18 protein-coding genes and 1 pseudogene are annotated in these 22,041 nt (G+C 41.3%); 10 read left to right on the plus strand and 9 right to left on the minus strand.

Annotated features, from left to right (window positions below):
* The first annotated feature begins 57 nt into the window (after nucleotides 1–57).
* From V7K73_RS25055 to V7K73_RS25075, 5 genes are all read left to right on the plus strand, one after another.
* Complete coding sequence (locus V7K73_RS25055) at nucleotides 58–648, plus strand: thioredoxin family protein (RefSeq protein ID WP_334884048.1); 591 nt, start codon at nucleotides 58–60, stop codon at nucleotides 646–648.
* 195 nt (nucleotides 649–843) lie between these two features.
* Nucleotides 844–1,029: a hypothetical protein gene (locus V7K73_RS25060; protein WP_334884050.1), complete on the plus strand. Its 186-nt coding sequence runs from the start codon at nucleotides 844–846 to the stop codon at nucleotides 1,027–1,029.
* Nucleotides 1,030–1,689: 660 nt separating this feature from the next.
* Nucleotides 1,690–2,043, plus strand: coding sequence for a hypothetical protein (locus tag V7K73_RS25065; RefSeq protein ID WP_334884052.1), 354 nt, complete (start codon nucleotides 1,690–1,692; stop codon nucleotides 2,041–2,043).
* A 45-nt stretch (nucleotides 2,044–2,088) separates the two neighbouring features.
* Nucleotides 2,089–2,463 (plus strand): hypothetical protein, encoded by a 375-nt coding sequence (locus V7K73_RS25070; protein ID WP_334884054.1) that lies wholly within the window; start codon nucleotides 2,089–2,091, stop codon nucleotides 2,461–2,463.
* A 695-nt stretch (nucleotides 2,464–3,158) separates the two neighbouring features.
* Entirely contained in the window at nucleotides 3,159–4,631 is a 1,473-nt protein-coding gene (locus V7K73_RS25075) for an SIMPL domain-containing protein (RefSeq protein ID WP_334884056.1), read from the plus strand.
* 250 nt (nucleotides 4,632–4,881) lie between these two features.
* Here the strand turns inward: V7K73_RS25075 and V7K73_RS25080 are convergent, their stop codons facing one another.
* Together V7K73_RS25080 and ligA are read right to left on the minus strand one after the other, a co-directional pair.
* Nucleotides 4,882–5,112: a DUF6737 family protein gene (locus tag V7K73_RS25080; protein ID WP_334884058.1), complete on the minus strand. Its 231-nt coding sequence runs from the start codon at nucleotides 5,110–5,112 to the stop codon at nucleotides 4,882–4,884.
* A gap of 49 nt (nucleotides 5,113–5,161) precedes the next feature.
* Nucleotides 5,162–7,198 carry an NAD-dependent DNA ligase LigA gene (ligA, locus tag V7K73_RS25085; RefSeq protein WP_334884060.1) on the minus strand — a complete coding sequence of 679 codons (2,037 nt, stop codon included), beginning with the start codon at nucleotides 7,196–7,198 and terminating at the stop codon, nucleotides 5,162–5,164.
* A gap of 617 nt (nucleotides 7,199–7,815) precedes the next feature.
* Between ligA and ptsP the strand changes: the two genes are divergently transcribed.
* Together ptsP and V7K73_RS25095 are read left to right on the plus strand one after the other, a co-directional pair.
* A complete protein-coding gene (gene ptsP / locus V7K73_RS25090; RefSeq protein ID WP_334884085.1) occupies nucleotides 7,816–10,326 on the plus strand; it encodes a phosphoenolpyruvate--protein phosphotransferase in 2,511 nt (836 codons plus the stop codon).
* A 285-nt stretch (nucleotides 10,327–10,611) separates the two neighbouring features.
* Complete coding sequence (locus V7K73_RS25095) at nucleotides 10,612–11,253, plus strand: PEP-CTERM sorting domain-containing protein (RefSeq protein WP_334884062.1); 642 nt, start codon at nucleotides 10,612–10,614, stop codon at nucleotides 11,251–11,253.
* Nucleotides 11,254–11,421: 168 nt separating this feature from the next.
* Here V7K73_RS25095 and V7K73_RS25100 read toward each other — a convergent pair whose 3' ends face one another.
* Entirely contained in the window at nucleotides 11,422–11,781 is a 360-nt protein-coding gene (locus tag V7K73_RS25100; protein ID WP_334884064.1) for a winged helix-turn-helix transcriptional regulator, read from the minus strand.
* 94 nt (nucleotides 11,782–11,875) lie between these two features.
* Between V7K73_RS25100 and V7K73_RS25105 the strand changes: the two genes are divergently transcribed.
* On the plus strand, nucleotides 11,876–12,352 hold the full coding sequence (locus V7K73_RS25105; RefSeq protein WP_334884066.1) for a cupin domain-containing protein: 477 nt from the start codon (nucleotides 11,876–11,878) through the stop codon (nucleotides 12,350–12,352).
* A 172-nt stretch (nucleotides 12,353–12,524) separates the two neighbouring features.
* Here V7K73_RS25105 and V7K73_RS25110 read toward each other — a convergent pair whose 3' ends face one another.
* Entirely contained in the window at nucleotides 12,525–12,941 is a 417-nt protein-coding gene (locus V7K73_RS25110) for a hypothetical protein (RefSeq protein ID WP_334884068.1), read from the minus strand.
* Nucleotides 12,942–13,383: 442 nt separating this feature from the next.
* Nucleotides 13,384–13,680 carry a hypothetical protein gene (locus tag V7K73_RS25115; protein WP_334884070.1) on the minus strand — a complete coding sequence of 99 codons (297 nt, stop codon included), beginning with the start codon at nucleotides 13,678–13,680 and terminating at the stop codon, nucleotides 13,384–13,386.
* A gap of 176 nt (nucleotides 13,681–13,856) precedes the next feature.
* On the opposite strand from V7K73_RS25115, the pseudogene V7K73_RS25120 reads away from it, so the two are divergent.
* Nucleotides 13,857–14,444: pseudogene (locus tag V7K73_RS25120) on the plus strand (Uma2 family endonuclease); the annotation flags it as partial.
* Nucleotides 14,445–14,455: 11 nt separating this feature from the next.
* Here the strand turns inward: V7K73_RS25120 and V7K73_RS25125 are convergent.
* From V7K73_RS25125 to V7K73_RS25140, 4 genes are all read right to left on the minus strand, one after another.
* Nucleotides 14,456–15,391: a tetratricopeptide repeat protein gene (locus tag V7K73_RS25125; protein WP_334884072.1), complete on the minus strand. Its 936-nt coding sequence runs from the start codon at nucleotides 15,389–15,391 to the stop codon at nucleotides 14,456–14,458.
* Between the two features lie 313 nt (nucleotides 15,392–15,704).
* Nucleotides 15,705–16,040 carry a cytochrome c6 PetJ gene (gene petJ, locus V7K73_RS25130; RefSeq protein WP_109008433.1) on the minus strand — a complete coding sequence of 112 codons (336 nt, stop codon included), beginning with the start codon at nucleotides 16,038–16,040 and terminating at the stop codon, nucleotides 15,705–15,707.
* A 323-nt stretch (nucleotides 16,041–16,363) separates the two neighbouring features.
* Entirely contained in the window at nucleotides 16,364–16,858 is a 495-nt protein-coding gene (locus V7K73_RS25135; protein ID WP_334884074.1) for a GNAT family N-acetyltransferase, read from the minus strand.
* A 323-nt stretch (nucleotides 16,859–17,181) separates the two neighbouring features.
* Nucleotides 17,182–18,354, minus strand: coding sequence for an RpoD/SigA family RNA polymerase sigma factor (locus V7K73_RS25140; protein WP_334884076.1), 1,173 nt, complete (start codon nucleotides 18,352–18,354; stop codon nucleotides 17,182–17,184).
* Between the two features lie 803 nt (nucleotides 18,355–19,157).
* Here V7K73_RS25140 and priA point away from each other — a divergent pair.
* Nucleotides 19,158–21,800, plus strand: coding sequence for a primosomal protein N' (gene priA, locus V7K73_RS25145; protein ID WP_334884078.1), 2,643 nt, complete (start codon nucleotides 19,158–19,160; stop codon nucleotides 21,798–21,800).
* Nucleotides 21,801–22,041: the final 241 nt, after the last annotated feature.

Genomic DNA, 22,041 nt, shown 5'->3' on the forward strand with positions numbered 1-22,041 from the left:
GGCTAGAGTCAGCTAAACTAAAGAAGAAATTGCTTAAAAAGTTTTAATAATTGTGTTATGAGTACTGATTCACCTGTTAATTCTGCCGATAAGTCTGAATCCAACTTCGGGAAGCGTTTGAGAAACTTTTTAATTGTAATGGTAGCGATCGCCCTTAGCGTTGCCCTTGTCTTAGGATTGCGAACTGAAACAACCTCGGCAACTCTAGCCAAGTTAAGTGATACATCCACACCACTAGAAGTAGCAATCAGCAACGGCAAACCATCTCTAGTAGAGTTTTATGCTGATTGGTGTACTGTCTGTCAGAAAATGGCCCCAGATATCACTCAACTGGAAACAAAGTATGCTGAGAAGATGAATTTTGTGATGCTGAATGTGGATAATACTAAGTGGCTACCAGAGATGTTGAAATATCGGGTAGATGGGATTCCCCATTTTGTATTTTTGAGTCAGCAAGGGGAAACCATAGCCCAAGCGATCGGCGATCAACCCCGGACAATTATGGCTAGCAACTTAGAAGCTTTAGTTACTGGTTCGTCTCTCCCTTATGCTCAAGCTAGTGGGAAAGTTTCCAAATTTTCAGCCCCAGTAACACCAACGGCTAATCAAGAAGATCCTCGCAGTCATGGCAGCCAAGTGGTAAATTAGCAGTTACCTTCAGGCAATGGATTGCTGCTTGAGACGCTTATCGAAAATTTGGGTTTAAAACCCCGTGCTTCACGCAATGCTTTCTGGTAAGATGTCTAAGTCGCCATAGGGCATTGGGAGACTTTAAACGGACGTGGAGAGACTGTAAGACTACTTAGTAGCAGGTTTCTGTGAAGCGTCAAGGAATCCTCGCTCATGCTGGACGAGGAGGTATGTCAAAGCTACGGTTTTGCTAAAGTTGATATAGCGGTTCCCATTCAGATGCGCTACAAAATTATATCGCCAGGTGCAGGGGCTTGTCTTAGACAAGCCCCTACCGATGTACCTTACATAAACGAGAACCGCTATATTTTGATACCGCTATTTTATCGAACAGAATAAAGACGCCAGTCGTCAGAATTCAGTTGGGCATTCTAACCGAAAAAGCGATAATCCCCACCAAATTTCTAATTTAGTGGTCAACTTTCGTAGTCGCGGGAGCGATCGCTTAACTTTGCAGCACATTCTCGCTCATCTCTGCACAGAAGCTTAATCTCTCAGTTTCAAAAAGCCGTAGAGGATTTAACTAAATATACCAAGGCAAAACCACAATCAAAGATATTTTGTGCGATGGCGTATTTGCACTTTCCCGTGGCGATCGCACTTTTTATTTCCTCTAAAACCAGAATATCATAAATATCGCCTATTCTCTTGCAATATGCAAAAAATTTTGCTCTGATTCATTTGCCACTTGCACAAGAGTTATTCTGGCTGTTTAATTCTATTTTCAGTAACTTTGCTTTATACCAATTAATTTACTATAAAGCAGCGATTGATACAGTTTTAGTAATCGGTTTCAGCTTTGATGCTTGATAGGAAAGTAAGAAAAGCCGTAGAAAACTTACCAACAAATTCTACCGTATGGGTAAAATTTACCCATACTAAAAATTGTTAATTTTACTCAGATATAAATGCACACACCATTAGCAATGCTGTGTCACCTTTACTGTGCATAGATGAGATGAAATTACAGTTTTTAGAACAATAATAATGGAGAGAGTAATGATTACCGAAGAAGACTTAGCTCAACAGTTTACCCTTATTATTGAACAAGCTCACCCAAGAGCGTGGAAATTACTCCGCTACTGCTATGTAAAAGTGCTAAATTCTAAATCAAAAGGAGCGTATATCGCTCATGCCAAATATATAAGGATTTACTGTCCTGATAGACTGATTGCTGCTGTAGTGGCAGAAAAAAAATTACTGATAGAAGTGGCAGAATATCTGGGACTAGTTGAAGTTGTTTGTGTGAATGCTACAAAATTGTTACACGATCCTAAATCGCAGATTAAAAAGATTTATCCTCAATTGTGGTTAGATTTGCAGTGGATTGTTACGCAAAAGCAAGAATTATGAAAATTGGAATCTTGTCTAAAATTTCTTAAAACGCATAAAAATCTTATGAATCACCCCTACCTATCTCCCGATGATTTGCCTTCCCATCGGACAATTCAATTGAGTAAAATACTGTTCAGACAACTTGAAGAAGCAATAAAACAAAACTTTTTCTTGGCGGGCAATCGCATCACACGGATTTTGTTGTCAAGTTGCCATTGGTATTTCAAAATTAATAGTGGAATTCTGATATTAATCATGATTTGCCCTGATATAGAAAGTTATCAGAACATTATAAGAACTGTTCCCCAATTCACCAATATGTTAAAAAGATTTACTAACAGAGGTCGAATTACTATTAGTAGTTCAGTTAATAAAGATATACCGTGGGTACTCAGCATAGATGAAATATTACCTGAAGAAGACTCACCCACTAACTGATAAATATATCTATCCAAAATAACTCACTTGGTTTGGGTATAAGTAGGTAGGCGTAATTAAATATAAGATCAAACCTCACCCTCAATCCCTCTCCTTATTAAGGAGAGGGAAGCCGGATTGAGGGCAGGGCTATTTCATTCTAAAATGTGACGTTTTCAAAGTCCCTCTCCCAGACTTGGGAGAGGGATTTAGGGTGAGGGCAAAAACTACGGTTCTCAACTTAAATCGCGTTTAAATTATTATTTTTCTGAAAAAGATTCCTAAAAACTGCCGTAAAACTAGAATGAAATAGCCCTGGGATTTAGGATGAGGTTTTATATTTAATTTGACCTACTTACCAGATGGCAATAGTGCCTTAAATACTACAATTATGACCCTTTTAATTTCGACTAACTTGTTACATAATATTAAGTCGCAGATGGCGGCGTGAAAAGATTGCATTCACTACTTCTGACATCTCAACACTGCGTTTTCTACTGCCTTTTTTAGCTGCTGTAATCAGTGCCGATAGCAATTACCACTGCGGCGATGAAAGTTAATTAGGTATGATGGATTCATGGCTCTCGTAACGCTGTCATACTTAAGTATTTTTTCTACTGACAGGATACCGTTGAGTGGGCTTTCTTAGTTTTCAGACATGCTGTTAGATTAAAACATCAACAGGTTTCAAACATCATTTAAGCAAGGAAAATAAGATGGCTAAGACAAATAATCCCATAGTTGTGAGTGGGCAGGCTCATGCGATCGTCGATCCCCTGACTGGTAGCACTAATGCAAACACTGCTCAGATATTGAACGTTACTGGTCAAGGAGAAGTCACTGTTCCCACTACTTTAACTGAGGTGCAATTGGGGGTTCAAGTACAGGGAAAAACCGCAACCGAAGTTCAACAACAAACTGCCCAACGTTCAACAGCAGTAGTTGATGTGCTGCAAAAGCTTGGGGCGCAAGAACTTCAAACTACATCCATTCAACTAAATCCCGTCTATAATGATACTCAAACCCTAACTGGCTTTACAGGACTCAACACACTTCAGTTTGAGTTACCAACGGCTCGCGCTGGGGCAGCAATTGACACAGCTATTCAAGCAGGCGCGAATCTAATACAGAATATAAGCTTCACTGCCTCAGACCAAGCATTGCAGCAGGCACGTTTGCAGGTTCTTAGCGAAGCGGTTAAAGACGCCCAAGCTCAGGCTCAGGCTGTTTTTAGTACCTTGAATTTAACCCCAGGAAAGATTATTGACATTAATATTAACTCAGCTGACAATCCTAGCCCATCTCCTTTGGTGTTTAATGCAACACAGAACGCTGCAAGAATTGCTACAACTCCTATAATTGGTAGTCCTCAGACGATAGAAGGTAGTGTTTCTCTAGATATCGGCTATTCTCCAAATTCAGCAGCTACTCTCGCTTCGGCTACTCATAATCTCACAGGTGCGAGTAAGCCGGCTTTTGCGATCGTCGATCCCCTGACTGGTAGCACTAATGCAAACACTGCTCAGATATTGAACGTTACTGGTCAAGGAGAAGTCACCGTTCCCACTACTTTAACTGAGGTGCAATTGGGGATTCAAGTAAACGGAAAAACCGCAACCGAAGTTCAAGAAAAAACTGCTCAACGTTCAACAGCAGTAGTTGATGTGCTGCAAAAGCTTGGGGCGCAAGAACTTCAAACTACATCTATTCAACTAAATCCTGTCTATAATGATAGTCAAATCTTAACTGGCTTTACAGAACTCAACACACTTCAGTTTGAGTTACCAACGGCTCGCGCTGGGGCAGCAATTGACACAGCTATCCAAGCAGGGGCAAATTTAATACAGAATATAAGCTTCACTGCCTCAGACCAAGCATTGCAGCAGGCACGTTTGCAGGTTCTTAGCGAAGCGGTTATAGACGCCCAAACTCAGGCTCAAACTGTTTTTAGTACCTTGAAGTTAACCCCAGGAAAGATTATTGACATTGATATTAACTCAGCTGACAATTCTAGCCCATCTCCTTTGGTGTTTAATGTAGCAGATAAAGCTTTTGCAACAGGTACTAGAACTCCTTTAATTGGTGGCACTCAGACGATAGAAGGTAGTGTTTCTCTAGATATCGCTTATTCTCCAAATTCAGCAGGTACTCTCGATCTAGCTGTTAATGGATTGCAGCGATCTGCTTAATCAGGACTTACGCAACTGTCATAAGCCTGACTTTTCACGGTATCTGAAAAACCTCACTTCTATTTCTCTCTCCTCAAAGGAAGAGAGACTTTGAATTTTCCGCCTTAGAGCGTCGGGAAGGGTGTTAGGTGTTTCGTGATTTTTCCACATAACCTGACAATTCAGGTTACAAGCGAGGGCGCGGTGTAGTCGCGCCTCGTGCCAAACAACTAGGCGATAAATATGGGAATATTCGGACGTTTTACTCGAATTAGTCCTTATATGACTCCAAAATCCCACTGCGAATCATTAGTTGTGGCCAAAATAACACAAAAAACCCCATCCATGTCACTACAGGGATGGAGATGAGAACTGTTAGCCAGATAGTTTTAAATAGTAACCAGCTACCACCAATCAGGGTTACACCTGTGAGAACTATAGACCAGGGTTGACACCACCAAGGTTTGTAGTTCCAGGGGCTTAGGGGCTTTTGTTCAGACATTGATTTTATTTAGTATTGATATGAGTGTGACGAGTTGACCAAATATACATTAATCTTCAAGCATCTTTAACAACTGCGGCTCGCTTAATTGCGTAATTCCCAAGGAAAGCGCTTTTTCTAATTTAGAACCTGCATCTTCTCCTAGTACTAAATAATCTGTTTTTTTACTGACTGATTCAGTCACTTTACCACCAGCTTTTTGAATCAAAGCCTTCGCTTCATCTCGCTTTAAGGTTGGCAATGTTCCCGTAATTACAAAAGTTTTACCTGCGAACTTTTGATTACCATCAGCAACTGTTTTTGTTTCCTCTGTGGCAGCTAATTGCAATCCTTCTGCTTGTAAGCGTTCTATTAACCTTTGGTTGGCATCAATCCGAAACCACTGGTACACAGATTGGGCAATTTCAGCACCGATACCGTAAATTCCTTCAATCTCTGATTGCTTTGCTGTCGCTAATTGGTCTACAGTGAAATATTTCTGAGTCAACAATTGGGCATTCACACTGCCAACGTGACGGATGCCTAAACCATACAATACCCTTGACCAAGGTTGGTTTTTCGATTGAGCGATCGCATCCACTAATTTCTCTGCCGACTTTTCCCCCATCCTTTCTAATGCACACAATTTGCTTTGTGTCAACTCATATAAATCGGCAACGGAATGTACCAAACCTTTATCAACGAGTTGATGTACCAGCTTTTCCCCCAAGCCTTTAATATCCAAGGCATCACGACTTACCCAATGTTCAATGGAACCTTTAAGAATCGCTGCACAGGAAGCATTGACGCAGCGCGTTACCGCCTCACCTGATTCTCGCACCACTGGTTGACCACAGACTGGGCAATCGGTGGGCATAATGAAAGGTTCAGTGTCAGAGGGGCGGAGTTCTTTTAGTACCCTCAGCACTTCTGGGATGATTTCTCCAGCTTTGCGGACAATAACAGTATCGCCAATGCGGATGTCTAATTGAGTAATGCGATCGCTGTTATGTAAAGTCGCGCGAGAAACTGTTGTCCCCGCCAGTTGCACCGGGCGCATCTCGGCTAACGGCGTTAACGCCCCCGTTCGTCCGACATTTACAGCAATATTTTCTACACGAGTGGGTGCTTCTTCGGCTGCGTACTTTAGAGCGATCGCCCAGCGAGGGAATTTCTGGGTAAACCCTAGCTGTTCCTGAAGTTTAAAAGAATTTAGCTTTACTACTACCCCATCACTCATGTAGGGTAAATTCAGGCGTTCCGTATCCCAGTATTCATAATATTTTGCCACTTCTGCGATCGAGGCACACAGTTTATGGTTGGGGTTGACTCGAAAACCCATCTTTTCCAATAACTCTAATGCTTCCCATTGGGTGTTGGCAATACTGGTGTCATCTCTACCAGCAATGTGCAAGGTGTAGCCAAAGAAATCTAATCGCCGTTTAGCGACAATGCGCGAGTCTAGTTGTCTGAGTGTACCAGATGCGGCATTACGAGGATTGGCAAATAATTGCTCACCTGCTTTTTGTCTTTCCTGGTTAATTTGTTTAAATACTTCCAACGGTAAAAACGCCTCGCCGCGGACTTCCACCCTTTCTAGAATTTCTAACCCTTCAAAATTCAAACGTAAGGGAATTGAGCGAATTGTCCGCACATTTTGGGTGATATCTTCACCTGTCACCCCATCACCCCTAGTTGCACCCCTTACTAGAATGCCATTTTCATAGGTAAGAGCCAAAGCAGAACCATCAATTTTGAGTTCACAGACGTATTCCACCGAGTCTATTTTCGGTACTTGTCGCCGCCAACGCTGATCCCAGGCTTGGAACTCATCGATATTAAATGCATTCTCTAGGCTGTACAGGGGGATATTATGCCGCACCGAGGTAAACTGCGTATGCTTAAGCTCACCCACGCGCATAGTCGGACTATCGGGAGTCGCTAATTCTGGATATTGAATTTCTAGTTGTTGCAATTCTCGATATAGCTGGTCATAAACTGCATCCTCCATAATTGGAGCATCTAAAACGTAATAAGCGAAGCTGGCTTGTTGCAATAACTGGCGCAATTCTTCTGTGCGCTTTACTTCAGGCTTAATCTGGGTCATTAGACTTATTACAAAATACCTAGCAATTGATTCTCTCACTGCTAATTATAAAGATGTAGCGGGAGATTCTTGTTTCATGCCCCCACTTAACTAAATCAGTAGACCTGATTTGTCAGCCAGGGAAGAAACTACTTCCAAAAAAGGATCAGCCTTATTTAAGATTGTGGCAGGATAATTTTAACGGCGATGTCTCGATTAAGTTGTACGATGGGAACAAACTTATCCAAAACATTTCTTCCCGTACCGCTAACGATGGAGTTTATGAGGGGAGCATCCCGTCAGGTGCAAAAACCTTGATAGCCCTCATCCCCTAACCCCTTCTCCCATATTTGGGAGAAGGGGAACTAGAATTATGTCTCCCCTCTCCCAAATTTGGGAGAGGGGCTGGGGGTGAGGGAAAAGATTTAACCAAAATTGGGATGCAGTTTATCAGTGGACACCAGGTATTTCCGTAAAAGAAGGCTATTTTATTCGGATTTCTAGCTGGAAAGACGGAAATATTTTCGGGCAGTTGCAATTTTAATCAAGATAAGCGCTATTTTTAGCGGTGCGGAATGGGAAAATGAAAAGGATAACTGGCTAAACGCAAACCTCTTAACAAGTTTGGCGGTGTGGAAGTGATTGGAATTGTCATCGTTTCTCACAGTAAACAACTAGCTTTGGGTGTGCGGGAACTTGCCGCGCAGATGGTTCAAGGCCAAGTTCCTATCGCTATTGCAGCAGGTATTGAAGATCCAGAAAATCCATTGGGTACAGATCCGATTCAGGTTTATGAAGCGATCGCTTCTGTTTTCTCTGATGATGGTGTTTTGGTATTAATGGATTTAGGTAGTGCTTTGCTGAGTGCGGAAATGGCAATCGAGTTTTTTTCAGAAGCACAACAGCAAAAAGTATATTTATGTGAAGCACCTTTAGTAGAAGGTGCGATCGCTGCTGTAGTGGCGGCAGCATCTAGCAGAGATATTCACCAAGTCATGGCGGAAGCACGCGGCGCACTCCTCGCAAAAGCAAGTCAATTGGGTGTAGTTAGTAGTAGTTTGTCAGTTGTCACCCCAACAACAACCAATCTAGAATCACCAACGCGAGAAATCCGGCTGATTGTGAGCAATCGCTTAGGATTACACGCTCGTCCCGCAGCGCAGTTTGTGGGAACCGCAACCCGATTTCAATCACAAATTTTGGTGCAGAATTTAACTAGGAATACTGAGCTAGTCAGGGGTGACAGTATTAACCAAGTTACAACTTTAGGGGTGCGTCAAGGACACGAATTGCTGGTTACTGCCACCGGTTCTGATGCAGATGAAGCGCTAGGGGCATTACAAGGATTATTCGCAAATAATTTTGGTGAAGATAATGTTGCGTTGAATTCTCCACCAGCACTTCATCATCAAGTTACACCAACAACTCACGGCGAACTTTCGGGAATTGCAGCTTCTGCTGGAGTAGCGATCGCCCCCGTTGTTCATTATCAACCCGCCCACATTTCGATTACGGAATATCACGTAGACAATCCTGATATAGAGTGGCAAAGAATACAGACAGCAATTCACACCGCCAGACAAGAAATCCAAGCCGTTTTTTCCCAAGCATCTCTGCAAATTGGCGACGCTGAAGCCGCCATCTTCGATGCCCAACTACTATTTTTAGAAGATCCAGTCCTGTTGGAAGCCGCTCACCAACGCATTTTAGAACACCATATAAATGCTGAAGCCGCTTGGCAAGCCGTAGTCGATGAAGTAGCAACTTCTTACCGCACACTTGAGGATTCTTACTTGCAAGAGCGAGTTGACGATGTTGTGGATGTTGGGCAAAGAGTGCTGCGATTATTATCTGGGAATGCCCCTGCTAACTTGCATCTTCAGGAACCTGCAATTTTAGTGGCAACTGATTTAACTCCCTCAGATACCGCTAGACTAGATCCGACAAAGGTTTTGGGTATTTGTACTACTTCAGGTAGTGCCACATCTCACAGCGCAATTATCGCCCGAACATTGGGTATTCCCGCAGTTTTGGGAGTAGATGCCCAGGTGTTGCACTTAGCAGATGGTACACTAATGGCACTTGATGGTGAAAGTGGCAAAGCTTGGGTAGAACCAGAATCACATATCCTAGATTTACTGGCAGCAAAGCAGACAGCTTGGCAAACTGCCCAACAGCAAGCACGAGCTACAGCACATCAGCCAGCAATTACTCGTGATGGTAAGCAAGTTAGCGTTTTCGCCAACATTGGTAGTATAAGTGATGTGCAAGTTGCCGTAGCTAGCGGTGCAGAAGGGGTGGGATTACTCCGCACCGAGTTTCTTTATCTAGATAGGACAAGCGCCCCCACAGAAGAAGAACAACTAGAAGTGTATCAGGCGATCGCCCAAGTTTTAGATAATCGTCCGCTAATTATTCGTACCTTAGATGTCGGTGGTGATAAGCCGCTTCCTTATCTGAGAGTAGGTTTACCAGAAGCGAACCCTTTCTTAGGTTGGCGGGGAATTCGTTTCTGTTTAGATCATTTGGATTTGTTTAAAACTCAGTTACGGGCAATTTTGAGAGCCAGTGTCGGACACCAAATTAAGATCATGTTGCCAATGATTGCCAGTGTAACTGAGGTACGTGCAACTAAAGTAATTTTGGCTGAAGTACAGGCTGAACTAAATCTTGCTGGTATTGCTTTTGATGCAGCGATGAAAGTAGGAATTATGGTAGAGGTACCGGCAGCAGTTGCGATCGCAGATCAGTTAGCTGCTGAAGTAGACTTCTTTAGTATAGGGACTAACGACCTGAGTCAATACGTCATGGCTAGCGATCGCACTAATCCCCGCGTCGCAAATTTAGTTGATGCGCTACATCCAGCCGTGTTGCGAATGGTGCAGCAAACTATCCAAGCTGCCCATGCGGCGGGGATTTCGGTAGGATTATGTGGAGAATTGGCAGCAGATACTTTAGCAACACCAATTTTATTAGGTTTAGGGCTAGATGAATTGAGCGTCAATCCTCAAAGTATACCTAGAGTCAAACAGGCGATCGCTAGGTTTTATATAGTTGAAAGTGAAGCGATCGTGGCATCAGCATTACAACAAGATTCCGCAGAGCATGTCAGAGAACTAATGTCAAGTTCAGTTATGCCTCCAGCGTAAATACTTATATATTTTTTGTTGCCTGTATGTTTAATCTCTTAACCAAATCATAATATACTTTATTATTCCTTTAAATATAAAAATAGTTTTTATCAACCTTATAAATATCTTTGTAACCGTTGTCACATCTCAATTTTAATCCTCAAAGTTTTCTCTACTAGTAGCTTTTTTGATAAACTTTATGTAAATTCACTACAATAGTTTTTTAAAGATTACATGTATATATTAATATTCATACTGTAATATAACCGAAAAGACAAAAAATTGTCTTTAAAAGTAAAAACAATGGTACTGAGTTTGAAAAGTGGAAAAAAATTGTCAAATGCTGCTATTGGAGCAGCATTTGCAGCTGCTTTTATTGGGTTAGCAGCTAAGTCGGCAAATGCTGCACTGTTTATCGATCAAGAACAGCCTAGCATTAATGCAAAGATGGCATATTTTTCGCAGTCAGACTTAGCCCAATCATTCAAACCAGCAGCTAATAATGTTGCAGGTGCTGCCATAAAACTTACAGAGGGTGTTGGAACAGTTGGTGACATTAAAATATCCTTGTGGAATGGTCAAGGAAAGGTTTTAGCAAGTGGTATAGCACTCGGACAGGTTCCCAATGCATGGACAGAAGTATTCTGGAACCCCGTAGTTGTTACACCAAATAAGACTTTATACCTCGTATTTCAGTCGCTCAGTGATCTAGCGATCGCTGGTGATGTTAACAATCCTTATCCAGATGGTCAAGTCTATGCAAACAGAGGATTTCAATCATTCCCATATTATGATTACACATTCCGCACATACTCTGATGATAGTTTTGGAATCCAATCCGTTCCTGAACCAACCTCTGTCTTAGGTCTAATGACTTTCATTGCTTTCATTGGTGTTTCAGCCACCAAGTGCAAAAAGCAACAAAGTGCTTTGTCTAAAAGCTAAAAATAAATACAGCAGATTTCAAACTCCCTCTCCCAAATTTGGGAGAGGGATTTAGGGAGAGGGTGAAAACTACGGTTCTCAACTTAGATAAGGTTTATTAAAATCTTATTCCTAGTTGCCCGTTAAACCCACGAATAGAATTGTAACCAGCACCAACAACAACGAAAATCAGTGTAAACTTCTAGACTGCTCATCATCGGGAATCTTTGTGTCAGAAATATGCTTTAGTCCCCAAGCAGTCATCACTTTTAGTACAGAGCGAAGACTTTTTCCTCGTTCTGTTAATTGATAGTTCATTCGACGAGAATGGTTGCTATATGGCTGTTTCTCCACCAAGCCCATCTCTTCGAGAGACTTAAGGCGATTTGCCAGAATATTGCTTGAAATTCCTTCAGGGGATTCTAAAAACTCTTCAAAACGTTGTTTTCCAAAAAACATCATGTCTCGAATAACCAGAAGTGTCCAACGATCGCCGATTAAATCAAGCGAACAAGCGATTGGACAGGGTGAACGGCGAGGTTGGGTCATTGGCAAAACTAAATTTGCAGGTTACTTGCATTTTACAAGTAATATCCATTATACTAACTTGCAGTTTGCAACTTAAAAATTGAATGAGGTAATCATGGCTCAAGTCGCACCAACTGCTAGAACTGGGCAAAACTTTGCTGTGGCTGATTTGGGACTATTTTCTGAATTGCGGCAGTTTCTCTTTGAGACTCCAGAAGCCCCTATGAAGTTAGAGGGAAAGATATTTTTGAAGCAGATTCTTGATCTCTCAAGCACCGAAATTTCGTTTAATAACCTTCCCTCTAAGACATCCCTGCCTTTCTATCACAAGCATCGTTTAAATGAGGAAATTTATATCTTTGTTCAGGGGAAAGGAGAGTTTCAAGTCGATGATTGTGTGTTTCCTGTAGGTGAAGGAACCGTTGTGCGAGTAAATCCTGACGGAGAACGCTGTATGCGAAATACTTCAGATGCTGAGGATTTGTGCTGGATTGTGATTCAGTCACGAGTAGATTCCTACCCCGACCATACCATTCAAGATGGCTTTGGCGTTCAGAAGCGAGTTAGTTGGGTTGGGAAGCAGCAGATTTAATGTAAAGCGATCGCCGCATAACAATCAATACCCTTTTGAATTTCCTCTTGCAAGCTTTCTAGTTTCAGTTGGTTTAGCTGCTTTTTAAGCTGTTGCAATCGATTAAGCATCTGCTGGAAATTACGGGCATCTTGAATTACCCCTGCCGCTTCCCCTTTAAAACTGATAACTATTAAAATCTTATTCCCAGTTGCCCGTTAAACCCACGAATAGAATTGTAACCAGCACCAACAAAAACGTTATTAGTAGCGCTTACCTGAACGCCACCTGAAACTGCAACACCTTTATCTTCTGAATAAAGCCCAACTCCTACATAAGGTGAAATTACAGGCAAACTGATAAATTTTAAAACATCTACTCCCGTAGCACCATCAGGGCCAGTTCCTAGCTCAACCCCAAAATTTAAAGCCCTAGCTCCTACAGCATAAGTTACATCACCATCTTTTCCACCCACTGAAACCCAAGGTTGCGGTATAAGTTGAGCCGATGCTTGACTTGGGGTAAATAAAGCCCACATTCCGATGGATGTAATTAATGTTTTAGCAATAAACGTTATTTTCACGTTATTCTCTTCCACTAACTGGTGCATTTTAATTGTCTTCTCACAAATACCCTTACTTCAGCACTACTGTTAACTAAAGTTTGGCCATAATGGCTAATTGTGACGGATTGAACCTAATTTGAGTGCCTGATGAGTTCAAGCATTATTTTATAAATGTAATATTAATTACATCACTATGCAACCGTAATTGTTAATCATCAGGTATATTTGCTGATTACTTTATCAAAATGCCTAATTACTTTCTCAAAATGCCTGATTACTTTCTCAAAATACTTAAATGCTTTCACAAAAGGTGATTTGACTTACTGATTTTGGTGTTTTCCCCAAGCAAAAGTTGATTTGACTTACTCAAAAGGTGATTTGACTTACTGATTTTGGTGTTTTCCGCAAGCAAAAGTTGATTTGACTTACTCAAACCCCAGTTTGCTTAATGATTTCGGTATTTTCCGCAAGCAAAAGCTATGCAACCCTACTCAAAAGTAGATATATCTCGCAGCAAACTAGGAATTTCCCCTTGAGATAAAGGAAACTCCAGCAAAGTTTCTCTAAGACCCAAATACCCAGATTCAGCGAACGACAAAAGCATTCGTGAAAGCGCTAGCCAAACCTCCGGTTCGTATTCCCAATCACGATAACGCGAAGCTTTACCAGCAATTGAACGTAACGCCCAGAAATAAGAGTTTCTCACCACCGAACCACCTTTCTTAAACTCTGGTAAATCTTCGTGGTGGATAAAAAGTATTTGATTGTCAATTCTGGCTCTCATATCAATTTTGAATTTTGGATTTTGGATTTTAGATTTTAAATAATGAAAGTTCAAGCTCATGATAAGAAGTTGGTTCTTTCTGCCGTGAGCAAGGATTATTAACAGCGTTATCATAATTAGAATCTCTGCGATCCCTTCTTTTAATTGTCATAATTTATATTACTATGTAAGTATTTGTTATTGAAATGTCTCAACCTACAGGCGATCATCAAGAGGTAGTTGGATTTTTAGCCTTTGAAATTACTAGAGAGTGTATTCGTTTAAATCTCCCCTACTTCATACCCAAAACAGCATTAGTCAAACCGCCTGAAAATGAATCTGCTTACTCACCAGATGTGCTGATATTAAATCGCCCCAATTTGGTAAACGAACCTCTGTGGAAAAAAGAATCTACTGTAAGCCAAGCGGAATCAATCCCCTTAGTAGTTGAGGTAGTGAGTCAGTGCGTTGCGCGGGTTCCCCGCGTTGAAGCGACTGACGAACCCGTAAGGGTGAGTAGCAATTGGCGTGATAATTATTTAAAAAAAGCTGCTGACTATGAAGCTGTAGGCATCCCAGAATACTGGATTTTAGACTATGCGGCTTTAGGCGGTAGGCGATTTATTGGCAACCCAAAACAACCAACTGTTTCGCTTTACACGTTGATTGATCAAGAATACCAAGTTAGCCAGTTTCGAGGTAGCGAACGCATTATCTCACCTACTTTCCCCGAATTAAATTTAACCGCCGAACAGATTTTTCAAGCTGGTGGATACCCTGTATAACTCTTACACTATTAGAAAAGAGCGATTTCCGTTACAGACGAAATTTGTTGTCGCAAACTCTTCAGTAAATCAAGAGTTTTTTCGTAGGCAACTTTTTTGCCTTGCTGTTCATAGTACTCAGATGCTTTTTGTAAATCAGACATTGCTCCTAAATGATATCCTAAGCGATATTGAGCTACTCCCCGATTAACATAAGCTTGGGCATTACTTGGGTTAAGTCTGATGACTTGCGAAAAATCACGTACTGCACCAAAGTTATCTCCATTTCTGCCGCAAACACAAGCTCGGTTAAAGTACGCTCTATAATCGTTAGCATTGAGACGAATTGCTAGATTAAAGTCGAGCATGGCTGCTTGGATATTTTGCAAGGCAAAATGCGCTAAACCTCTGTCATTGTAGATATCTGCAAGCATTAAGCTGCTGATTCTCTTAATTTGAGTTAAAGCTAAATTAAAGTCAAGAATTGCCTCCGAGTCTTTCCCATCGCCAGCACGGGCTAACCCTCGGTTGTAGTAAGCTCGAAAATCAGATGGTTTAAGTGCGATCGCTCGATTAAGATCGACAATGGCAGCAGAATAATCACCTTGTCTGTAGTGTGCTACTCCCCGGTTCAAATAAGCCTCAGAGTTATCCGGTGCAAAATTTATTGCTTGGGTACAATCTGTAACAGCTTGATGATAATCTTGTAATTGGAGATAAGCCAGACAGCGATCGCTATAAGCTACAGCAAAATCTTTTTCAAGTGCGTAGTTTACCGCCGTAGGCATCGCCTGATTAAAATTCTCTATAGCTTCCTGGTAATTACCCCGTCCCATCTTATCAACACCCAATTGCAAGAAATCACTTGCTGTAATTTGGGTAATTAAAATGGGTGCTGAATGTGCAGGTATCAGAAAAATAAGCGGTACAATAACTACACTGAGAAATAATCGCCACAAATAACTCATAATACCAAATGAGGATAGGGAGTATTGTTTGATATTCTTAGAACAGTCTTTTTCAGGACTTACGCTTTCAAGGCAGTGAAAGCCCTGATTTTCCGTAGGGGCAATTCATGAATTGCCCCTACATTTCGTACCTAATGCGTAAGTCCTATTTTTGTAAAAACCTTAATCCAAAATTCAAAATCGTTCGACTGAGCGTACTCGAAGTCTAAAATCCAAAATTGGTATCAGCATCCTATTTGACAATTTCCGCAACCTTAAAATTAGCGGGACAAAAAGCCCCGCAAATTGTTAATTATTGAAGTTAGATTTTAGTCTACTTCCAGTCTTTATCTGCTTGTGAAAGTACATAAGCAGTTACATCTTCAATCTGGTTAGCTTTTAAACGACTACCAAAAGCAGGCATGGCATTTTTACCTTTTGTAACTTGGGCGATAATCGCCTCTGCTGAGTACATACCATACTTTTCTAAAGCTTCCTTCTTCAGGTTTTTCGGAGCTTGAACCAGATTTTTACCTCCCGCATGACAAGAGGCACAATTAGCACTAAATACTTTAGCTCCACTAACAGCATCTGCTGCCAAAGCTGGGCTACTGAAGGCAAAGGTGAAGATTGCTATGCCTAACAGCATGACTGTAATAATTTTTTTCATTTCGTATTCTATCTCTCTCCAATAACAGCTTATTCGTTGCGATATCCTCCATAATTGTCAGTTGAGGCGCTGCTATAGTCAAATGACAAGCTGTCAAACTTCGCTATCAAGTTTTAAATTTTGAATATTTGGGGTTTTCTATTTAGGGTTGTTAGCACAGAACAATGTCTGGCGACAAGCTGGTTTGCATCTACGCTAATAATTAAAATGCAAATTTATCTAAAATTTAATGTTTTATAACCAATACATGATAGGCGTTTAAGGATGAAATATATAAGATAAAAATTGTCCAGCTTCATCCTTTATATTTCATCCTTTGTTCTTTATTTGACAGCCCCTAACCGAGTAAGCGCATCTTCTGTAACACGACAAATTCGCCAATCATCTAATATAGATGCTCCCATACTACGATAGAATTCTTTAGCTGATTCGTTCCAATCCAGCACACTCCACTCTAAGCGCCCACAATCACGTTCTAGAGTTATCTGAGCTAATTTAGTAAGGAGAGCCTTACCAATACCTTGCCTGCGATATTCTGGTAAAACAAATAAGTCTTCCAGATAAATTCCTGGTTTAGTCAGAAATGTTGAATAATTATGAAAAAATAGGGCAAAACCAACAGCTTGACCCGCAGATTCTGCTAAAATCGCTTCTATATATTTGTGCGATCCAAATAAATGCTCTTTAAGTTCGAGAGCATTGCCAGTGACAGCATGAGATAATTTTTCATACTCAGCCAGCCCCTGAATTAATTTAAACAGTACGCTGTAATCAGTTGGTTCAGCAAAACGCACAATCAAATTCCTACGCGAAGTCATTAGTCTATAGTCTATAGTTCATAGTCCATAGTCTATAGGCAACTGTGCAAGTTTTTTTGACTAATGGCTAAATAAAAACCGAAAAAAGGTACAAAACGCCCTGTTTTTGGAATTTGCGAGAGCCAAACTCGCCTTTATTCATTACGCATGTGGATTTAATAAAAAGCAAGTTTTGTAAGGTGTGTTATCGGCATTTGTCCTAACGCACCTAAAATCTAGAATGGTGCATTACGCTACGCGATAACACACCTTACGAGATTAAAGTTTTGCACTTGATTTGATCCATGTTCGTTAATGGAGCTAATCTAGCTTCGTAGATGTAATTAAATCAACCAACCTTTTAAACGTTTCGCTATGTGGGGACGGCGCAATTTCCGCATGGCTTTGCTTTGAATTTGTCGCACTCGCTCACGAGAAAGATTGAACATGTTGCCAACTTCTTCTAAGGTACAGGGTTCGCTGGTTGTCAAACCATAGCGCAGAGAAATTACATCTTTCTCCCGTGGAGTTAACACGTCACCCAAAACTTCCCAAATCTCCTGACGCATCATGTTTTCATTCATTTTTGCTTCTGGAGACAGGTTATCTTCATCTTCTAGCAAATCCATCAATTCCGTGTCTTCTTCTTTACCGACGCGGTGGTTGAGAGAAAGTGCTTGACGACGTAGCTGTTGTAGCTGGCGTAGTTGTTGCACACTAATTTCCAAAGTTTCTGCCATTTCTCCTTCGGTAGGATTGCGACAAAGTTTTTGCTTGAGTTCTCGTTGTGCTTTTTTCAGCTTGTTAAGTTTTTCAACAATATGAATAGGTAGCCTAATTGTCCGCGCATCATTAGCTATAGCCCTGGTAATCGCTTGTCTAATCCACCAATAGGCGTAAGTGGAAAACTTATATCCTTTATCTGGATCAAACTTTTCTGTAGCACGATTTAAACCCATCGCTCCTTCTTGAATTAAATCCAGGAAAGGTACTCCCCGATTCAGGTATCGTTTAGCAATAGAAACTACCAATCTCAGATTCGAGCGAATCATTTTGCGTTTCGCTACTCTACCTTGATACAAGCGATTTTCTAATTGCTTTTCCGTCATTTCTAGCTCGGAAGCCACCTCTACCTTGCTAGGTTCGTGTCCGAGTTTTAATTCTAAGGCTGCTTGTAATTGCCTAATTTCTTCTAAAAACCTAACTCGCCGCGCTAACTCTACCTCTTCATCAGCTTTTAGAAGCGGATAACGCGCCATCTCTTTAAAAAACGCGCCGACAGCATCATCATGTTCGGTTTTATTGTATCCCGAAGGACGAGCCGCAGCCATATCATCCCCGTCGCGTTCGTCTGATTCCAGATTTTCTACTACAATTGTAGTTTCTTCATCTGCCACTGCTTGTAAAATATCGAGTAATGGTTCTTCAATATCAGCAGTATTCTCCAGTATTTCCATTTCTCCTAATTCAACAATATTCATAGTTTCCTTTAGGGATTGTTGCTTTGTTTGGTACATAATTTAGTTACAGCTGCTCGTTTGAGGCTTGGTAGTTTTCCCTAAGGGACGAATGCACCCGTTTATATAGCGAAATACAGGCTTATGCTAATTTAACTTCAGGAATGAAAATCGGCACCTACCTAACACCTATGGGTTACAGTTAGATACAACCTATAACGAAACTGGCCTTCGCACCCAACAAAACTTTCTTCTCAGGCTACCAACAGATTATATTCTTCATTTTTTTCTGAATTACCAAATATGTCAAACCCCCTCAAACTTTCTCAACCTTAACAAACATCTAAATTTCAGCTAACCATCCAAATTTCTTAAACTTTCATATATTTTTTTTTATAAATATTTTTAATGTTTATCCGTTAGAAATCACTGGATAAATTACAAACCTGGTGCTGGAGTTATCCATTCCCGATTTAAAGTTCCCCAGATGAGAGAAATTATAATAATGGCAGTTTAATTTCAAGATATTCTTATTTGTATAAAAGCATCTCATATACAGAAAGGGTTGAATATCTATCGATAGGCGGAAAAAGGCTACTCCCTATTTAGTAGATAGAGTAACTGTTGCAGAAAGGGCTGACATGCTTTTATTTGTATAGTGGGTACCAAATATTTATTGCATGTATAGTTGATACGAATTTGTCTAGTAGATTACATAAGAGGAAACTTATCAAGTATTATGAATGATAACAGTATTGGGAAATACAATTTAAGTCTAACAAAATAAAAAATTAGAGTTTAGTTAGCTAAGTTAATTGTGACTAGCTATGTGAGTAAAATGTTAAAATATAAAGTCAGAAACTATGTATATTAATGACGTAAAATTATCTCCTTTATTGGTAGCCCAAGCTAGTGAATCATACCAGTCAGGTACAACTCTGAATCGGTGGGTTCAAGTACTGGTAGACTGTCCAGGAGCCTCAACAGAATTAGAGAAAGGGGAAAAACTGTATACGTATTGCTTACCTGCCAAGTTAGAAGTAAAACCAGGGGATATTTTGAGTGTGCCATTTGGTTTTCAACAGGTGGGAGGGGTAGCTATTCGTTTCCTGCCAAAACCCCCAGCAGATTTAGCACTAGAAGAAATCCGGGAAGTAGAAGATGTGATTCAGAAGGATTTCATCGGAGATAGTTACTTTACTCTGCTGGAACGGGTATCAGAGTATTATTACACACAATTGATTCAGGTGATACGTATGGCGTTGCCGCCGGGATTATTGGGGCGATCGCAGCATCGCATTCGGCTCAAGCGAGAAAATATTCCCAATGGTGCAATAGAATTCCTTGGTTCAACGGCAGCTCGTCAAATTCTCAAAATTCTGCAATCTCAAGTTGATGGGGACTACAGTTTCAAATTCCTCAAGCGCCAGGTTCAAGGATTTGATTATGGAAAGAAGCAATTACTAAAACGCAATTGGGCAGAAACTTATGTGGAATTACTTAGACATTCTCAACCTCAGACAAAACCAGTAGTCACGTTAGTTGCCGATGGATCTTACATTGATTTAAATAAGCGTCAGCGGGAAATTTTAAAAGTGCTACGCGATTGTGGTGGCGAGTTGTGGCTAAATGAGTTTCTACAGATTTGTAAGACAACTACTCCTACGCTAAAAGGGTTAGAACAAAAGGGCTGTATCGTCATCGAAGAACGGGAAGTATTGCGAAGGGAACAAGGCCCAGCATTAGCTAAAGATCAACCAAAGTCATTAAATGCAGCCCAAGCTAGCGCCTTAGCGACAATCCAAACACTAGATGGATTTGCTGAAGTTTTATTGCATGGGGTGACAGGTTCAGGAAAAACCGAAGTATATTTGCAAGCGATCGCACCTCTGCTCAAAGTCGGTAAATCCGCCCTTGTTTTAGTCCCAGAAATTGGACTCACACCCCAGCTAACCGATCGTTTTCGCGCCCGTTTTGGTAATAAAGTCAGCGTCTATCACAGCGCCCTCTCCGATGGTGAACGTTACGACACTTGGCGACAAATGCTCACAGGAGAACCTCAAGTTGTCATTGGTACGCGCAGTGCAGTTTTCGCCCCTTTGCCCAACTTGGGTTTAATTATTTTAGATGAAGAACACGACAGCAGTTTTAAGCAAGACTCCCCCATACCTACCTACCACGCCCGTACTGTTGCCCAATGGCGAGCAGAGTTAGAAAATTGCCCCTTGGTGTTGGGTTCCGCTACGCCTTCGTTGGAGAGTTGGGTAAGTGTCGGAACCTCACCCCCTAGCCCCCTCTTTGCAAGCAGAGAGGGGGGACAAGAAAGAACCTCACCCCCTAGCCCCCTCTCCGCAAGCAGAGAGGGGGGACAAGAAAGAAATCTTAATTCATCACTCCTAAATCAGAAGGGAGGAGGCAGGAGTTATTACTTAAGTTTGCCCGAACGCATCAACTCTCGCCCTTTACCGCCGGTGGAAATAGTGGATATGCGGCAAGAGTTGCAGCAGGGAAATCGTTCTATATTTAGTAGATCGTTGCAAGAAGCTTTGCAACAGTTGCAAGAGAGAAAACAACAGGGAATTTTATTTATCCATCGGCGGGGACACAGTACTTTTGTATCTTGCCGCAGTTGTGGATATGTGTTGGAATGTCCCTACTGTGACGTGTCGTTAGCGTATCACCACACCGAAGAAAAAGCACCGGAATTATTGCGCTGCCATTATTGTAATTATGGGCGATCGCATCCCAAATTCTGCCCTGATTGTAGTTCCCCTTACCTAAAATTTTTCGGTAGCGGTACCCAGCGAGTAACGCAGGAACTAGCGCGACAATTCCCAGAGTTACGCTTGATTCGTTTTGATAGCGATACCACCCGTAATAAAGGCTCACACCGTACCCTACTCACCCAGTTTGCCAACGGCGAAGCAGATTTATTAGTAGGTACGCAAATGCTCACCAAAGGATTGGATTTACCACAGGTTACACTTGTGGGCGTTGTCGCCGCCGATGGATTGCTAAATTTATCAGATTATCGCGCCAGTGAACGGGCATTTCAAACCTTGACTCAAGTCGCTGGACGTGCTGGTAGAGGCGACGATCCGGGGAGGGTGATTGTACAAACTTATACTACAGAGCATCAGGTAATTGCAGCAGTGCGATCGCACGATTATCACTCTTTCTCCCAAGCTGAATTAGAACAACGCCAAGCCCTCAATTATCCCCCTTATGGGCGGTTAATTTTATTGCGCTTAAGTAGTCTCGATCCCATTCAAGTGCAAAATACGGCGCAAATAATTGCTACAACCTTGAGTACAGAAGAAGAATTCGAGATATTAGGCCCAGCACCAGCAAGTATTTTGCGGGTAGCTAATCGTTATCGCTGGCAGATATTGATTAAATTTGCCCCCGATGCGTTACCACAATTGCCAGATTGGGAAGAAGTGCGATCGCTTTGTCCTTCATCTGTTAGCTTAACAATAGATGTAGACCCATTAAATATTATGTGATTTTATTGGGGTAATACCAATTTTGTATTAGGGACTTCCAACAAATAAATTACCCCACAAGAAGTAATTGAGTATTTTTTTATTTGGAAGTCCCTTAACATGCGCCAAAGAACTATATGAGGAACGAACCGCAAAGGGCGCAAAGGACACAAAGAAAGAAAGAAAGAAAGAAAGAAAGAAAGAAAGAAAGAAAGAAAGAAAGAAAGAAAGAAAGAAAGAAAGAAAGAAAGAAAGAAAGAAA

Origin of the sequence: Nostoc sp. (assembly GCF_036916975.1) — a bacterium.
GTDB lineage: Bacteria > Cyanobacteriota > Cyanobacteriia > Cyanobacteriales > Nostocaceae > Nostoc.

What these genes read in the sequence shown, in the direction of transcription:
- V7K73_RS25055 (WP_334884048.1), top strand. Translation starts at nt 58, where the DNA reads ATGAGTACTGATTCACCTGTTAATTCTGCCGATAAGTCTGAATCCAAC.
- V7K73_RS25060 (WP_334884050.1), top strand. Translation starts at nt 844, where the DNA reads ATGCTGGACGAGGAGGTATGTCAAAGCTACGGTTTTGCTAAAGTTGAT.
- V7K73_RS25065 (WP_334884052.1), top strand. Translation starts at nt 1,690, where the DNA reads ATGATTACCGAAGAAGACTTAGCTCAACAGTTTACCCTTATTATTGAA.
- V7K73_RS25070 (WP_334884054.1), top strand. Translation starts at nt 2,089, where the DNA reads ATGAATCACCCCTACCTATCTCCCGATGATTTGCCTTCCCATCGGACA.
- V7K73_RS25075 (WP_334884056.1), top strand. Translation starts at nt 3,159, where the DNA reads ATGGCTAAGACAAATAATCCCATAGTTGTGAGTGGGCAGGCTCATGCG.
- V7K73_RS25080 (WP_334884058.1), bottom strand. Translation starts at nt 5,112, where the DNA reads ATGTCTGAACAAAAGCCCCTAAGCCCCTGGAACTACAAACCTTGGTGG.
- ligA (WP_334884060.1), bottom strand. Translation starts at nt 7,198, where the DNA reads ATGACCCAGATTAAGCCTGAAGTAAAGCGCACAGAAGAATTGCGCCAG.
- V7K73_RS25095 (WP_334884062.1), top strand. Translation starts at nt 10,612, where the DNA reads ATGGTACTGAGTTTGAAAAGTGGAAAAAAATTGTCAAATGCTGCTATT.
- V7K73_RS25100 (WP_334884064.1), bottom strand. Translation starts at nt 11,781, where the DNA reads ATGACCCAACCTCGCCGTTCACCCTGTCCAATCGCTTGTTCGCTTGAT.
- V7K73_RS25105 (WP_334884066.1), top strand. Translation starts at nt 11,876, where the DNA reads ATGGCTCAAGTCGCACCAACTGCTAGAACTGGGCAAAACTTTGCTGTG.
- V7K73_RS25110 (WP_334884068.1), bottom strand. Translation starts at nt 12,941, where the DNA reads ATGCACCAGTTAGTGGAAGAGAATAACGTGAAAATAACGTTTATTGCT.
- V7K73_RS25115 (WP_334884070.1), bottom strand. Translation starts at nt 13,680, where the DNA reads ATGAGAGCCAGAATTGACAATCAAATACTTTTTATCCACCACGAAGAT.
- V7K73_RS25125 (WP_334884072.1), bottom strand. Translation starts at nt 15,391, where the DNA reads ATGAGTTATTTGTGGCGATTATTTCTCAGTGTAGTTATTGTACCGCTT.
- petJ (WP_109008433.1), bottom strand. Translation starts at nt 16,040, where the DNA reads ATGAAAAAAATTATTACAGTCATGCTGTTAGGCATAGCAATCTTCACC.
- V7K73_RS25135 (WP_334884074.1), bottom strand. Translation starts at nt 16,858, where the DNA reads ATGACTTCGCGTAGGAATTTGATTGTGCGTTTTGCTGAACCAACTGAT.
- V7K73_RS25140 (WP_334884076.1), bottom strand. Translation starts at nt 18,354, where the DNA reads ATGTACCAAACAAAGCAACAATCCCTAAAGGAAACTATGAATATTGTT.
- priA (WP_334884078.1), top strand. Translation starts at nt 19,158, where the DNA reads ATGTATATTAATGACGTAAAATTATCTCCTTTATTGGTAGCCCAAGCT.